This window comes from Leucobacter insecticola, from assembly GCF_011382965.1.
Lineage (GTDB): Bacteria > Actinomycetota > Actinomycetes > Actinomycetales > Microbacteriaceae > Leucobacter > Leucobacter insecticola.
The window spans coordinates 354,751-368,900 of the sequence record NZ_CP049934.1 but is presented as its reverse complement, the minus strand read 5'-3'; the positions used below and the strand labels follow the sequence as shown (position 1 = coordinate 368,900).

Below are 14,150 nucleotides of genomic sequence, written 5' to 3'. Positions count from 1 at the left end.
CGTGCGTCGTTGCAGTTCGGGTGTGGGATCGTTTCGGTGTTCCTATGTGACCGCGCCGCGCTGCTGAAACTCGGGGGTGCGCCAGAGCTCTTCGTCAAGCACACACCGCAGCGTTTCCACCGTATCCCAGACATCGGCGAAGCCAACGTAGAGGGGGGTGATCCCGAACCGGAGCACCTCGGGCTCGCGGTAGTCGCCGACCACACCGTGTGCGATCAGCGCCTGCATCACCGCGTAGCCCTCGGGGTGGCGGAAGCTGACGTGGCTTCCTCGCGCGGCGTCGTCGCGCGGCGTGATCAGCGTGAGGGGATGGTGGGAGAGGCGTGACTCGACGAGCCGGATGAACAGCGAGGTCAGCGCGAGCGACTTTGCGCGCAGCTCGGCCGGATCCACGCTGAGGGCGATGTCGAGGCCTTCCTCCATGGTGCTGAGCGAGATGATGGGTTGGGTGCCGACAAGGAACCGGCGTGCCCCGTCACCGGCCGCGTAGTTGAGGGCCATGTCGAAGGGCTTCGCGTGCCCCCACCAGCCGGAGAGTGGTTGCGTCGCGGTGCGCAGGTGCTGCTCGGCGACCCAGATGAAGGCGGGGGATCCGGGGCCACCATTGAGGTACTTGTAGGTGCAGCCGACCGCGAAGTCTGCCCCGCTCGCGTCGAGCGTGATCGGCACGGCCCCGGCGGAGTGGCACAGATCCCAGATCACGAGTGCGCCGGCAGTGTGCACCTGGGCCGTCGCCGCGGTCACGTCCCACATTTCGCCGGTGCGGTAGTTGACGTGCGTGAGGAGCGCCACCGCGACGTCGTCGCCGAGCGCCGTCTCAAGCTCCGCCGTGGAGTCGATCAGTCGCAGCTCGTAGCCGCGATCCAGCAGCGAGATGAGCCCCTCGGTGATGTACAGATCGGTGGGGAAGTTTTCGCGCTCAGAAATAATGACCTTGCGCGCGGGATCTGTGGCGCGCTGCAGTTCGATCGCCGAGCTGAGCGCCTTGAAGACGTTGATTGAGGTGGTGTCGGTGGCGACACACTCGCCGCGCTCTCCGCCGAGAAGCTGCGCGATCTTTGCGCCGATGGCGACGGGGCGGTCGAACCAGCCGTGTTTGTTCCAGCTCCCGATGTGATCCTGTGCCCACTCCTGTTCGATGACCAGGCGGGCGCGCTCCGGTGCCGACTTTGGCATCAGGCCGAGCGAGTTGCCATCGAGGTAGATCGTGTCTGCCGGAATGAAGAACTTGTCACGGTAGTGAGCGAGTGGATCGCTGGCGTCTGCGGCGACGCACTCTTCGCGGGTGGTGAGCGTTGCTGAGTGTGCTGCGGTCATGGCTGTGTACTTTCGTCGATGGGGTGGGTGGAGGTGGTGCGGAGGATCGCGCGTACCGGGGCCGCGTCGGCACCGAGGAGCGGGAGGGGCAGCGCGATGAGTTCGGCGATGCCCTGCGGGGCGTGCTGCAGTTCGAGGCCTTCGAGCATGATGACTCCCGCGTCGACGGCCGCGTTGTGGGCGCGCAGTACGGCGTCTTCAGCAGGGTCGAAGGAGGCGAGGTCGATGCCGAGAAGCTTGCCGCCCTGCGCGCCAAACCAGGTGACGAACTCGGGATCGATGCCGGGCATGTTGTCGTCCCAGCCGTCGGCCGCGGCGGTGCTGTGGCGCAGGAGTACGCGTTCGAAGCGGGTCGTTTCGGGGCTGGTGTGTTGCAGCCGCGCGACGATCTCAGCGCACTGCGGGGCCAGGTGCGGGCGGTGATCCCGCCCGACGAGGTCGCTAATGTCGATGACAACGCAGGATCCGACGCAGGCGTTGAGGTCGATCTTGCTAGTGTCTGCTGTGCCCTCGCGCACGTGTAGCGGGGCGTCGATGTGCGCGCCGAGGTGGGTGGTGGTGGTGATCGTGCTCACCGTGACAGAGTCGCCCCGAGTTTGATCCCAACGCAGAGTGCGCCCGAAGGGAGTGTCGCCCGGCCACACTGGCGTTGCCGGATCGATCGCGGGGCTGATATCGATGATCATCCTGCTCTGTTCCTTCCTCAAGCGACGGTGCTACGGATCCTGCGCCCATTTTGGCAAGAGAATCGGACTGATGGGGTGAATCTGAATGAAACTCGAAATCAGCTAGTCTGTATGGACAGGTTTCGAATTGAGTGCTGGAGTGTGTGTCGCGATGAAAGATATTCAGCTGAGCGACGTCGATCGCCGCATCGTTTCCGCTCTGGCCTGCGATGGCCGAATGCCCTACAAAGAGCTTGCCGAGCTTGTGGGCCTGCCGGTGTCGACCTGCCACGGCCGGGTGCGTGCGCTCGAATCGCGCGGGATCATCACCGGGTATCACGCTGAGGTCGATCCGGTGGCGGCGGGCAGCGAGGTGCAAGCCCTGATCCTGATCCGGATCCACTCCCATCACCGTAATCGTGTGTCGGTCGTGAGTGATGAGCTGGTGCGATTGCCGGGCGTGCAGCGAGTGTTTCTGATCGGCGGCGACATTGATCTTGTTGTGCACGTGGCGACCGCGAGCGTTGCTGCGCTGCGGAGTTTTGTGTCCGAGCATTTCGGCTCGGATCCGATTTATGCCCACACCCAAACGCAGCTCGTGTTTGAGGCCCGGGGCGGGCAGTCGCCGCTGTAATTGGCTCGCAACTCCGCTTGTCATTCCCACAACTTGGGATCATTTCACCTCGGAACCGGCGCATACATAGCCGGAACTAAATGGTTCCGACTTTGTTGCGGGCGGGGTCAGTTCCCTTCCCAGGGATTCGCGAGTTGAGTCCGAACCCGCAGGATCTACTCGGCAGCGGGAGTTCTCCATTTGTGAGGTTCACGTATTCGCTCCGAATGAGTCAGGTGCATCGCCTTGAGATCCTGCAATCGGTCGGACAGATCCGTCGGAAACCATGACTGCAGGTCAGTCACATACTTCGCGTTTTGCATATGACCAATCGCATTGCCCACTCGCTGCTTTTCAAGCCGCGTATACGGCTTCTCGATCAGCAAGTCTCTACGACTCAGAAGCGATCCCACAGTGAGAATATCCGCGAGGTGCCGAACCCTGTTGGGGTCCTCAACGATTTCCTGGAAACCTGCCGCTTTCGCAACGACAATCCCGAGGCCAGTGGGGATTCGCACCGGTGCCGACTTCTCTCCCAGGGACACCTCGACATGCTCGGTGCGCGAGAGCAAAAGCTGAGACCCAGGAGCGCCAATCGTTTCGAGCCCGGCCCGACTGAGGCGCTTCTCGGCGCGGTCCCCGAGGTATCTGGGCTGTAAGACATCGATTTGCGCTGCACCACGTAGTCACCTGTGTACACGCCCGTTGCCATCGGGGGGCGTCGCTTCAAATCCGATACTACGAAGTGCCTCGACCAGGTTGCGCGCGGCACCGGAGTCGGCACGGAGGTCGATCACTAGATCCGCGTCGGAACTGGGACGTGACGGGACCTTGCCGCGCAGCATCGTCTGCACAAATACTGCTTGCCCGCCCGCGAGTGCCCAACCCTCGGGATAAGCGATCGCTAGATCAAGCACCCCGTTCCATGCAGCTTCGGCTTCATGATCAAGGGCCGTCAGGTCAAGGAGCTTCATGCGATCTCCAGAAGCAGTTCGCGGACGATCCGGTCAGCCTCACGCAGCTCACGTACACGCCCCCAATCCGCAAGATCCGCTGCGACAGCCGCGCGCCCCATCTGAGGAGCCCTTCCGACGCGCAGACGCACATTCCCGCCGCGCCGCTCCTTCAAAATGTAATCCCGGATCACACTGTCGACTACATTCGGAGCGACGTACCCTTCGACAATGTCGCCAGCGACCATCCCGGATCCCGCAGCACCAACCCCAGAAACCAGAACCCGTGGATCTGCACGGAGATCAACAACATCATCTAGGTGTGCAGCGAACTCTCTCAACTCGGCCCGGGCGGAGACCTTCTCGGCGAGTTCTTGCGCCGGGTGCTCCGCTTTCTTGATCTCTGACAAGTGACGCCTGATGCGAGCGCGCTCCGCGTCCCGGAGACCCTCCTGCTCAGCACTATCGAGCGCAGCCAGAAGATGCCACGCCATAGCTTCAGAAAGTGGCCGCCCTTTTCGTGGACGCCACGCCATCGCAGTGTCGTCGAGGATGAGGCTGCCATCCCCAAGCACTTCCGCGTGGAGCGCTCCGGAGCGCACAAGCTGATACGCTCGCCCCCGGCTAATTCCTTTCGCTTTCGCGAATTCACTCACGCGCTTCATAACACTATGGTACACATCCGTTAATAGAAGTGTTGGTAATCACGGCCTCGGATCAGACACTCACGAGATCATCGGGAGCGGTCGCCGCAGCATGCGCGGTTATCCACGCCCGATTCACACCGGGGCGACGAACCTGCAGGCTGCCTCAGGGAGTTCTCTTTCGACGACTCGGAAGATATGGCTGTTGAATCGTGCGCGCTGATGTTGGGAAAAGTTCGTCGAACTCGTCATTGATAATGCGTTTGCGGCACTCTATGCTGCCAATCCAACATGGGAACGGCTCCCCATTTGGCGTTTGAGTGCTTCGCTACGGAGCATTTGAATACCCGAGAACCCCATATTTGTGCGGGCTCTCCCGTATCTAGTGCCCGCCGCCCGTGTATGCACCGAGCTGCGCGAGCCGCTGCATGTGTGCGGGGAGCGCGAAGCGCGGATCCACCGTCGTGTCATCGCCCGCGACCAACTGCGCGGCCCACTCGCCCAGCTGCGGAATGAACTTGAAGCCGTGACCCGAAAGCCCCGTCACGGTCACGATGCGGCCGCTGGTACTCTGGTCAACCACCGGCAGACGGTCCGGAGTGTACGCACAGTGGTGCACACTTTGCCGCACGGGCTCGGGGTTGATGCCGTCAAAGAGTTCGGCCGCGCGCTGCCCGATCTTGATGAGCTCCTCGCGGGTGTGGGAGGTTGGCACCTCTGCAACGTCGCGGAACACCGGCCATTCCGGGTTCGTGCACGCCTTAAACGCGTAGCCGTCGAAGCTTGGTGCACCAAAGAAGTGGACGGGTCCCTGATCCCGCAAGAAGGCCGGAAAGCGGTCGGGGGCAAACGCGGCAGGATCCCGCGGCATGAACCAGGTCAGCCCCAGCACCTGCAACCGCAGCAGCTCGTTGAGTTCGGGGGAGAGACGGGTGGACCAGGATCCTGACGCCACAACCACCTTGCCGGCGAGCCAGGATCCCTGCGTTGTGCGCACCACGACGCCGCCCGGGTGCTCCTCGACGCCGATCACGGGGGTGTTGAAGAACAGCTTTGCGCCGTTCTTCTCGGCAATGTCGAGTGCGCTCATGATCGCGACCTCGGGGCGCAGCCCGCCGCCGTGCTCGTCAAACAGGCCGATGTCGCCGTCCTGGATCAGGTGCTGCGGGTATTCCTTGCGCAGCTCGCTGTCGCTGAGTACGCGGTGTGGCAGATCGAACTCGCGGACCGTACCGAGGGCGGTGACAAGATCCGGGAAGCCCTCCGGGGCAATGCTGAGTGCGCCCACCTCGTAGTAAATGTCGCGGCCTGATTCGCGCTCGAGCTCGCGCCACAGATCGCGTGAGCGCTGGATCATGCGGACGTAGGTGCCGCCCTCGTGCACCGCGGTGCGGAACACGCGCGACTCGCCGGCGTACGAGCCGTGCGAGTGCACGCGCCCGTACTGCTCGATACCGACGACGCTGACGCCTTCGCGCTTGCTCAGCTGCCACAGTGCCATCGCGCCGACTGCTCCGGCGCCGATCACCAGCACGTCTGTCTTCTGCAGATCCATGTGTGTCTCTCTTCTCAGTTGGTTTTCGGCTTCCGAAACTCCGCCGATTGAGCGAGCCTGCGAGTCGAAATCAAGGGACCGACAGGCGGCGCAGCCTCAGGCGAGCGCCGGGGCGTCCCACAGATTCAGCTTGGTGCCGATCCCGTCGCGCAGCGCGTTGCGGTAGACCTTGGTTGCCCAGGCGATGTCTTCGACCGGCATGCCGCCGACCGAGTAGATGAAGATCTCGTCGTCGTTTGTGCGGCCCGGGGTGATGCCGCGGATGATCTCGCCCACGTCCTCGAACTGCTCGGGAGCCATGCGCCCTTCGCGGACCCGGTCGACGAGGTGGATTCCCCAGATGCCGACGGTCTCGTGCGCGGGCTCGGGGAGTTCTTCAGCCCAGGCCTGGTAGATCTTGCGGGCGTCCGCGACGTGGCGTGAGCGCAGCGTCAGGCTCTCGTCGAGCTTCAAGTGTGCGGAGCAGCAGATGAACGCGCCGGGCTTCACCCATTCGTCCCTGACATGCGGGTAGTTCTCGGAGCCCATCGGGCTCGGCACGGCGATGCTGACGATGTCGGATCCGCGCACCGCGGCCTCCATATCGGTGACCTGCTCGATCGTCTCGATCTGCGGGAACTTCTTCTTCGCCCAGGAGATGAAGGTGTCGATCCCGCCCTGCCCGCGGCCGGAAACCTTGACGGTGGTGATCCCGGGCCGCACCGCCATGAAGGATTCGAGCGAGGTCCGGTTCATGGGGCCGGGGCCCACAATGCCGACGACCTTTGCATCTTCGCGGGCGAGGTAGCGTGCGCCGACGCCGGGGATCGCGCCAGTGCGGTACGCGCTGAGCAGGTTTGCCGACATGATCGCGAGGGGCGCGCCGGTGTCTTTGTCGTTGAGGGTGAACATCAGTATCGAGCGGGGCAGGCCCTGCTTCTTGTTCTCGACGTTTGAGCCGTACCATTTGCAGCCGGCCATCTGGTAGTCGCCGCCGAGGTAGGCGGGCATAGCCATAAACCGGCGATCGGGGCCGTCGACGGGCATGCCCGGGAAGATCTCTTCGTCCGGGAAGAAGATTTGCGCACCGTGTGAGTTGTTCTCGGTGCCGGCCATCCGGTAGTCGCCCTCGGCGAAGAGGCCGAGCATGTCGCTCATCGTGTCAACGCACTCGGCCATATTGGTCACGCCTGCGCGAATCATGTCGGGCTCGCTGAGGTAGAGAAAGTCGATCTTGGTGTCTGACACGGCTGTGTGTCCCTTCGTTGGTGTGGGACACAGCCTAAGGCTATCCATTTGGACAGTCAAGTCATATCCTTCAGCCTGCGCGAAATATTCAGGGGAGAAGAGCGTCACTTTTCCATACTTCGCGCTGACCCTTCAGGGCCAGAGTCGCAGGATCCCCACGCCGCCAGTGCGTTGTGTGCGCAATGCGTTCTTATCCCGACCCATAAGAACCATCTGCGCACACACCTGCCCGGCAACTACCGATCAGCCGCATCCTCAATGAGCGCGCGAAGGCGCTGCAACACGCGGGTGACGTCGCCCGGAAACACCAACTGCTTGAACACGATCGCGTCGAGCGCGAACCAGATCAGCTCGGCGAGGCCCGGATCCTCGACTCCGAGACGGGACAATTGACGCGAGATCGCGCTGAGGTAGGCCTGATAGTGGCGTTCCGCGAACGGTTGTAGTTCGGGCCGCCTCCGCGCCTCAAGCAGCAACTCATACTGGAATGACTGAATGCTGCTCTCGCGCTCGGCGAGCGTCTCGATCCCGGCGGCAAAATCGGCGGCTGTGACGCCGCTCTCGAGCATGTTTGACTCCCTGAGGCTCTCATCGATCGCAAGATCCATCGCCTCAGCAATGAGCTGATCGCGGGTGCCGAAGTGGTGCCGGACCAGCCCGTGAGAGACCCCGGCTTCGGCCGCAACCGCTCGATAGGTGAGTGCGCGTAGCCCGCCATTTGCGACAACAACAACGGTGGCGCGAAGCAGGGCGGTGCGGCCTGAGACATCCTTCATACCTCCGAGCGTAGTGACCCGTGAGCACGCGGCGGCCTCGAACCCACTGCAATGTCCGATTTCCGCGCGCATTCGTGGAGCAAAGCAGTGAAGAATAGGTGCTGTGATCCCAAGCCTCCATCCCTCGACGCTCGACTTCGAGGCATGCTATCGCGCGGCGTCCGGCCGCGATGCACGGTGGGACGGCCGCGTGTACCTTGCGGTGACGAGCACCGGGATCTACTGCAGGCCGTCCTGTCCGGCCCGCAAACCGCGCAGAGAGAACTGTCGCTTCTTTCCGAGCGCCGCCGCTTGCGTCGCTGCCGGGTTTCGCGCCTGCAAACGCTGCCGTCCGGAGGCAGTCCCTGGTACGCGGGATTGGGACATTCGCAACGATCTCGCCGCGAGGGCCGTGCGTCGCATCCGCGATGGTGCGATCGATCTCGGCGGTGTCGCGGGCCTCGCTCGCGAACTCGCGGTGAGTGAACGCCACCTCAGACGCACCCTCATCGAGGAGGTCGGCGCGAGCCCCCTGCAGCTCGCGAGAACGAGGCGAGCCCACGCCGCCCGTGCGCTGATCGAGGAGACCGAGTTGCCGCTCGCCGACATCGCGTTTGCCGCGGGCTTCGGGAGTATCAGGCAGTTCGGTGACACCATGCGCGAGGAATTTGGGGTCGCGCCGTCTGCGCTGCAGCGGCGACCGGATGGGGCCGCGGGTTCAGGATCGCAGGGCTCAGGATCCGCTGAGCTTGATCCTGCCACAGACACTTCGAGCCCTTACGCCCCGGCTTCCGATGAACGGCCGAGGCTCGCGCTACGCCTACGCACCCGGGCACCATTTTCGGGAGCGGGCGTCCGCGCCTTTCTTGCGGCACACGCGATCCCTGGTCGAGATCTCATTGAGGCAGATGGCGCCTCTTCTCACGCCCTGGATGTGCCGGGTGGAACGGCCGTCGTGCGCATCGACTGGAACGAAGTGCCGCCTCCGACTGAGCAACTCGCGAGCGGTGCAAGCGTGGTCGGGATCCCCATCACCCTCACCCTGCCGAGTCTTGCCGACACGATGCCAGCAATCCAACGCATTCGCCGCCTGCTCGATCTCGACGCGGATCCGGCCCAGGTTTCTGACGCTCTGGGTGATGACCCGCGGCTTCAGCCGATCATGCTCCGCAAGCCGGGGCTCAGGCTTCCGGGGGCCCGCAACTCGGTGGAGTTTGCGCTCGGCACAGTGCTCGGCCAGCAAGTTTCTCTAGCTGCGGCGCGGACCATACAGGGGCGTCTCGCCGCTCATTTTGAGACCCCGCCGCCCTCACCAGCTGGGATCGCTCCAGGGTTTCGGGGTGCTCCGGATGCGGTGCTGGTGGCCGCGACCCCCGCCGAGGAGCTGCGGGAGCGTCTAGGGCTTACGCGAGCACGCGCCGCGACCTTGCAGGCGCTCGCCGCGGCGCTTGCTGGATCCGAGGCCGTAGCCAAGCCGCCGCTCGATCTCGGGCCGGGAGCGGATCGGGATCGCGCCCGCGCCGAACTGCTCGCGATCCGCGGTATTGGGCCGTGGACGGTTGAACTCATCGCGATGCGGGCGCTCGGTGATCCCGACGCCTTCCCCGCGGGGGACCTGATTCTGCGGCGTGCGCTCGGCGTGGAGAACGACCGCCAGGCTCACACACTTGCACAATCATGGCGACCCTACCGCGGCTACGCCACACAGTATCTTTGGTCTGACTTCCTTGAATCCCTTGGTGGACTCGGGCGGCCGCAGGAAAGGAAACACCATGAACCGCGAACCACTCAGCTTTACCGTGATCGACGTTGTCGGGCACCCCTTCCACGCGATCTGGACACCGGAAGACGGTGTGATCCGCGCCGGAGGCTTCGCGACTGACGCGGATCCCGAAGCCGCGAGTCTGATGAGCCGCTTGGCCGCACTCAATCCGGATCTCGCTTCGCGGGGACTTGCTGCTTCGGCGACGAAGACGGGCCCGATCCCAGATGCCCTGCGAGCCTACGCGGCCGGGCAGACGGACGCGATTGATGCGCTTCTGGTGGAACAACCCGAGACCCCGTTCCGCGGTGAGGTGTGGCGGGCGCTGCGCCGCGTTCCCGCGGGTGCGCCGGTGACTTACACGGAGCTTGCGGCCCTTGCTGGCCGCCCGTCGGCGGTGCGTGCTGCGGCCTCGGGCTGCGCGAACAACCTCATCGCCCTGGTCGTGCCTTGCCACCGCATTGTGCGTAGCGACGGCGGCCTTGGCGGCTACCTCTTCGGCACCGACATTAAGCGCGCCCTGCTCGCGCTCGAGGCGAAGTAGGGCGGTGGATCCCAGCTCGTAGCCCCTCATCTAGGGTGAGCGGCCCCCGCTTTCGCAGGGGCCTCACGCATTTCAGAGGGGATGACGGGCGCGGCAATTTTTGGGGATGGACGCATCGTGTCCATCAAATTCCGCGCGATTCCCGGTCTCAGACCCGGAACGTAGTGGAGGGGATGACGGGAATCGAACCCGCGCTATCAGCTTGGGAAGCTGATGTTCTACCATTGAACTACATCCCCACTTCGGAATCAGTGAGATTCCGACCTTCCAACCCTAGCAGATTGGCCGAGTGTGCTACTGGCAGATCGCCCCTGCAGCGAGAGCGGCAGCCTGATCTTCCGCGGTCCAGGGCAGCTCGGGCGCAATGCCTGCTCCCGCGGAAATCGCCGCGAGCTCAAACGCGAGAGCTTTCACAAATCCCGCGCCGGCAGACGAGTTGTTGAGTGCGATCACTACCGTGTAGCCCGACTCCGGATCGTGGTAGCTCGCCGTCAAGGTGCCAGTGATAGCGCCCGCATTGCCGTAGAGCGGGCCTTGCTTCTCCGCGCCAAAGGCCCACTGTGGACCGGCGGGATCGGGCTCGGTGGTCGGGTTGCCGTCTGCGTCGCGCTCTGGATTCTGGATCGGGTTTGCATCCGTTACCACGTTTGCGACTTCGCCACCAAAGGTGCCATCAAAGTAGTGGGTGTAGAAATTCTTGAGGTCGGTTACGGTGGTCACGGTGGCGCCAGCCCCGGCCAGCATCGACGAAGAAACCTCAGGCACCTCAACAACCTCTGCCTCGCACACGGGGGCGCCGCCGCTGGAGGGATAAGTTCTTCCGTTCAGCGCTGATCCTGAAATGGTGAGTGTCGCGGGATCCGGGTACTCGCTTGATGTCATGCCCGCCTTGCTGAAGACGTGCTCATCGAGCAGTTCTGCGGCTTCGCTCTTTGTCTTCACGCGAAGAACACGTGAGAGCATCGACGCGTTTGTGTCAGCAAGGTGTACATCTTTGCCCGGCCATGAGAGCGGAGAGTGTACGAGCCCCTGAGCGATGAGTTCTTGTTCAGGCCAGATGCGCGTCGGGTTGTTCACGAAGATATCGTTGAGCTCACCCTTGAAATCGGCAAGCCCTGATCGCATATCGCAGAGCTGCCGGTAGGTAATGTCATCGATCCCAACCTGGCGAGTCAGGTCCTCCGAAATCTTCCGGTCGAGATCCACTGTGCCGGCATCTACCAAATCGAGCAGTAGGGCGCACATCACCGGCTGGGTTGCTTGTGCTCCACGGAAGCGGCTTCCGCCGTTCAATTCTTCGTTGTCGCCGTAGGCGCGCACATACTCGCTGCCGTCACTGCCCCACACTCCCACGATCGCTTCGGTCGACTTGCTCTGCGCCATCGCAGAACTGATCGCCTCGTCGAGGCTTGTGGCAAGTGAAGCGTCGATGGTGTTTGAGTCACCGACGGAGGTGAAACCTCCGGGGCCTGAGCAGGCCGTCAGGCCGAGCGCAGCAACCGCGAGAACACTGATGGTGACGACGCGTGTGCGACGTGCGAGCTGTGGGAACACTAAACCGCCAATCTCTGTGGAGACACAGACCAAGCGGAAGTCTACTGCGACAGACTGGGAGAAAAGGCGCATATGGACCTGCTATGTCTGAAGCGAAGCGAGCCCTACACTGTATTGGTGACGATTTTTACGGAATCTATAGTTGCCGCTGTCATTGGGCATATGAACGTTGACCACCCAGAAGACAATCTGCTGATTGTGCGCGCTTTCGGACGGCCCGACGCGACCGCCAGCACGATGACGGGTGTGAACGAAAATGGTGGAGTCTGGAAGGTCACCGACCCTTCCGGAGAACACGAGCACGTTGTAGCTTGGCCGAGCGGACAGATCTCTGAGCGCCCCGAGATCCGCCGAGAGGTGGTGCTGCTGTACAAAGCAGCTTGTGAAGCCCTCGGGGTTTCTCCCCGCGAAGAGCACGAGCCCGCTTCAGACCACCCGCGCGGTAAACATGGCGCAGTGGAGCCGGAGGACGAGGATAAGGGTGGCAAGCCTTTCTCCACGGTAATCCGCGAGAGTTCCTGGTCGGATCACTCCGACAGCGAGCGCGCCACCTTCATGGAAGACATCATGAAGGGCCGTGGCACGAAACAGGACTACACGGATCTCGTGGCGCAGCACTTCTTCATGTATGAGGCGCTTGAGGCCGCGGCCGACAGTGTCCTCGGTGATCCCGCCTTCGAAGGATTCCACGTGCCCGCCCTGGTGCGCTTGCCCTCTTTGGAGGCAGATCTGCGTTACCTGATGGGTGACGACTGGCGCGATCGGATCACGCCAACCCCCGCGACTGCGGCCTACGTTGCTCGTATTCGCGAAGTGAGCGAAGCGCGCTGGGTGGCCGGGATCGTAGCCCACCACTACACCCGCTACCTCGGTGACCTGTCGGGTGGCCAGATGATCGCGAAGCGCGTGGCCAAACAGCACGAGCTTTCAGGCGAGGGCGTCGCGTTCTATGACTTCGCGGAACTCGGATCGATCCCTGCGTTTAAGGATGATTACCGGGCGGCGCTTGATCGTCTCGGAGCAAGTCTGAGCACGGCCGAACGCGCGGACATGCTCGAGGAAGTTCGCACCGCCTACGGTTTCAATACCGCTGTGTTTGTGGATCTCGGCAAGCGGAAAGCCGCTGCGGTCTAGTTTGCCCCGTTGGGTCCGCCGCTCAGCCGGTACTCACAGCTCAGCCGGTAAGAATCGGCCCTGTTCTACCGGCTGACGTGTGAGTACCGGCTGAGCTGCCGGGATCTCCCAGCTACCCGACCCCGTTTTCGTTCATAAAGCGCACGACATTTGGATCCACGATCACGTCGCGCGGCTGCAAGGGACGCTTGAGGAACAGCCCGTCAAGTGAGCGCACCCGGCTGAGCGCAACATATGTTTGGCCGGCGCTGAAGGCCCGTGGGCCGAGGTCGATGACCGCGGAATCGTAGGTGTGGCCCTGTGATTTATGAATCGTCACGGCCCAGGCGAGGCGCAGTGGGAACTGTTCAAACTCCGCCACGACCTCCTTTTCGAGCTTCTTGGTCTCCGCGTCGTAGCGGTAGCGGAAGCGTTCCCAGGTTGTCGGTTCAACCTCGAACTCCTCCTGGTCAACTTCAACCCACACCGTGCCGTCGACGCGGGAGACGATTCCGATGGTCCCGTTCACCCAGCGCCCGTCGGGGTCGTTGCGCAGGAACATCACCTGCGCGCCGGGCTTGAGCTCCAGGACTTCGTCCGCGGGTAGGTGTTTTCACGAAACTCCCCGTTGATTTCGGCGACCGCGCGCAGCGACGATCCGCGGATCTCGGCGAGGCGTTCGGCGTTGAGACGGTTGACGGTCGCGTTGGTGGTCGCGAGTGTGATGACATCGCGGGGCGCGGGCCTCGATCCCGCCGCATTGAGTTCGTTCGCCTGATCCTCAGCGACGACCCCGTGTCGCACGGCACCGAGGATCTGCTTGAAACGGTCGTCACTTTGGCGATGCACCTCGGTGAGTTCGATCGCTGCGAGCGGGGCGCTCTTCCAGACGTTTGCGTCGAAGAACCACAGTGAGCGGTAGGTGTCGTCGAAGTAGGCGCGTTCGTGTGGGTCGCGCGGCGGCACCGGGGGAAGCTGAAACGGGTCGCCAAACATGATGATTTGGGCACCGCCGAAGGGGTCGTGTTTCTTGCCTCGGGCCAGCCTGAGTGAGCGGTCGATGGCGTCCATGAGATCCGCAGAAACCATTGAGATCTCGTCGATCACGAGCGTGTCGATCGAGGCGAGCATCTTTTTCAGCTCCGCGGGCTGGTCCAGATCCTGATCCGCGATCACCCCGGTGGGTAGCCGCAGCAGCGAGTGGATCGTCTGCCCGCCCACGTTCAAGGCCGCTACGCCCGTGGGTGCACACACGGCGATGATCTTGCTCGTGTTCCAGGCGAGGTGGTTCAGGATCGTCGATTTGCCGGTGCCCGCGCGGCCGGTAACGAAAATGTGTTCGCGGGTGTGTTCGATGCGCTCGTAGACTGCGAGCTGCTCGGCGGAAAGTTCTGGACGGGCCACCTGACTAGGCTACTCTGCCGTGGCTCAGGCCGCGGTCTCGCCCG

General features: G+C 63.3%; 13 protein-coding genes, 1 tRNA gene and 1 pseudogene. 4 read left to right on the top strand and 11 right to left on the bottom strand.

Annotated elements, in window-relative coordinates:
* Positions 1-42: 42 nt before the first annotated feature.
* Together kynU and G7067_RS01675 are read right to left on the bottom strand one after the other, a co-directional pair.
* On the bottom strand, positions 43-1,317 hold the full coding sequence (gene kynU / locus G7067_RS01680; RefSeq protein ID WP_166321480.1) for a kynureninase: 1,275 nt from the start codon (positions 1,315-1,317) through the stop codon (positions 43-45).
* Positions 1,314-2,003, bottom strand: coding sequence for a cyclase family protein (locus G7067_RS01675; RefSeq protein ID WP_166321478.1), 690 nt, complete (start codon positions 2,001-2,003; stop codon positions 1,314-1,316). The genes kynU and G7067_RS01675 overlap by 4 nt, the downstream gene beginning before the upstream one ends.
* 151 nt (positions 2,004-2,154) lie before the next feature.
* Here G7067_RS01675 and G7067_RS01670 point away from each other — a divergent pair, with 151 nt between their 5' ends.
* Entirely contained in the window at positions 2,155-2,616 is a 462-nt protein-coding gene (locus G7067_RS01670; RefSeq protein ID WP_166321475.1) for an Lrp/AsnC family transcriptional regulator, read from the top strand.
* Between the two features lie 155 nt (positions 2,617-2,771).
* Here the strand turns inward: G7067_RS01670 and G7067_RS01665 are convergent, their stop codons facing one another.
* The 6 genes from G7067_RS01665 to G7067_RS01640 form a co-directional block, all read right to left on the bottom strand.
* Positions 2,772-3,140: a hypothetical protein gene (locus tag G7067_RS01665; RefSeq protein WP_166321473.1), complete on the bottom strand. Its 369-nt coding sequence runs from the start codon at positions 3,138-3,140 to the stop codon at positions 2,772-2,774.
* Positions 3,141-3,281: 141 nt separating this feature from the next.
* On the bottom strand, positions 3,282-3,569 hold the full coding sequence (locus G7067_RS01660) for a hypothetical protein (protein ID WP_166321471.1): 288 nt from the start codon (positions 3,567-3,569) through the stop codon (positions 3,282-3,284).
* Entirely contained in the window at positions 3,566-4,213 is a 648-nt protein-coding gene (locus G7067_RS01655; RefSeq protein ID WP_166321469.1) for a hypothetical protein, read from the bottom strand. The genes G7067_RS01660 and G7067_RS01655 overlap by 4 nt, the downstream gene beginning before the upstream one ends.
* A gap of 361 nt (positions 4,214-4,574) precedes the next feature.
* Positions 4,575-5,747 (bottom strand): N-methyl-L-tryptophan oxidase, encoded by a 1,173-nt coding sequence (gene solA, locus G7067_RS01650; protein WP_166321467.1) that lies wholly within the window; start codon positions 5,745-5,747, stop codon positions 4,575-4,577.
* Positions 5,748-5,843: 96 nt separating this feature from the next.
* Positions 5,844-6,974 carry an ornithine cyclodeaminase family protein gene (locus G7067_RS01645; protein WP_341872855.1) on the bottom strand — a complete coding sequence of 377 codons (1,131 nt, stop codon included), beginning with the start codon at positions 6,972-6,974 and terminating at the stop codon, positions 5,844-5,846.
* Positions 6,975-7,210: 236 nt separating this feature from the next.
* Positions 7,211-7,750, bottom strand: a complete 540-nt coding sequence (locus G7067_RS01640; protein ID WP_166321465.1) for a TetR/AcrR family transcriptional regulator — start codon at positions 7,748-7,750, stop codon at positions 7,211-7,213.
* 103 nt (positions 7,751-7,853) lie between these two features.
* Here G7067_RS01640 and G7067_RS01635 point away from each other — a divergent pair, with 103 nt between their 5' ends.
* Together G7067_RS01635 and G7067_RS01630 are read left to right on the top strand one after the other, a co-directional pair.
* Positions 7,854-9,611 carry a DNA-3-methyladenine glycosylase 2 family protein gene (locus G7067_RS01635; protein WP_244301187.1) on the top strand — a complete coding sequence of 586 codons (1,758 nt, stop codon included), beginning with the start codon at positions 7,854-7,856 and terminating at the stop codon, positions 9,609-9,611.
* On the top strand, positions 9,502-10,035 hold the full coding sequence (locus tag G7067_RS01630) for a methylated-DNA--[protein]-cysteine S-methyltransferase (protein WP_166321464.1): 534 nt from the start codon (positions 9,502-9,504) through the stop codon (positions 10,033-10,035). Before G7067_RS01635 ends, G7067_RS01630 begins: the two co-directional genes overlap by 110 nt.
* Positions 10,036-10,200: 165 nt before the next feature.
* Here the strand turns inward: G7067_RS01630 and G7067_RS01625 are convergent.
* Together G7067_RS01625 and G7067_RS01620 are read right to left on the bottom strand one after the other, a co-directional pair.
* A tRNA-Gly gene (locus G7067_RS01625) sits at positions 10,201-10,274 on the bottom strand.
* A 55-nt stretch (positions 10,275-10,329) separates the two neighbouring features.
* Positions 10,330-11,589, bottom strand: a complete 1,260-nt coding sequence (locus G7067_RS01620) for a serine hydrolase domain-containing protein (RefSeq protein WP_166321462.1) — start codon at positions 11,587-11,589, stop codon at positions 10,330-10,332.
* A 117-nt stretch (positions 11,590-11,706) separates the two neighbouring features.
* Here G7067_RS01620 and G7067_RS13965 point away from each other — a divergent pair, with 117 nt between their 5' ends.
* Positions 11,707-12,723, top strand: coding sequence for a biliverdin-producing heme oxygenase (locus G7067_RS13965; protein ID WP_341872854.1), 1,017 nt, complete (start codon positions 11,707-11,709; stop codon positions 12,721-12,723).
* Positions 12,724-12,835: 112 nt separating this feature from the next.
* Here the strand turns inward: G7067_RS13965 and G7067_RS01610 are convergent.
* A pseudogene (locus G7067_RS01610) lies at positions 12,836-14,106 on the bottom strand (ATP-dependent DNA helicase).
* Positions 14,107-14,150: the final 44 nt, after the last annotated feature.

Bases quoted from the DNA above. Each gene is read 5' to 3' on its own strand.
- kynU (WP_166321480.1), bottom strand. From the start codon at position 1,317: ATGACCGCAGCACACTCAGCAACGCTCACCACCCGCGAAGAGTGCGTC.
- G7067_RS01675 (WP_166321478.1), bottom strand. From the start codon at position 2,003: ATGATCATCGATATCAGCCCCGCGATCGATCCGGCAACGCCAGTGTGG.
- G7067_RS01670 (WP_166321475.1), top strand. From the start codon at position 2,155: ATGAAAGATATTCAGCTGAGCGACGTCGATCGCCGCATCGTTTCCGCT.
- G7067_RS01660 (WP_166321471.1), bottom strand. From the start codon at position 3,569: ATGAAGCTCCTTGACCTGACGGCCCTTGATCATGAAGCCGAAGCTGCA.
- G7067_RS01655 (WP_166321469.1), bottom strand. From the start codon at position 4,213: ATGAAGCGCGTGAGTGAATTCGCGAAAGCGAAAGGAATTAGCCGGGGG.
- solA (WP_166321467.1), bottom strand. From the start codon at position 5,747: ATGGATCTGCAGAAGACAGACGTGCTGGTGATCGGCGCCGGAGCAGTC.
- G7067_RS01640 (WP_166321465.1), bottom strand. From the start codon at position 7,750: ATGAAGGATGTCTCAGGCCGCACCGCCCTGCTTCGCGCCACCGTTGTT.
- G7067_RS01630 (WP_166321464.1), top strand. From the start codon at position 9,502: ATGAACCGCGAACCACTCAGCTTTACCGTGATCGACGTTGTCGGGCAC.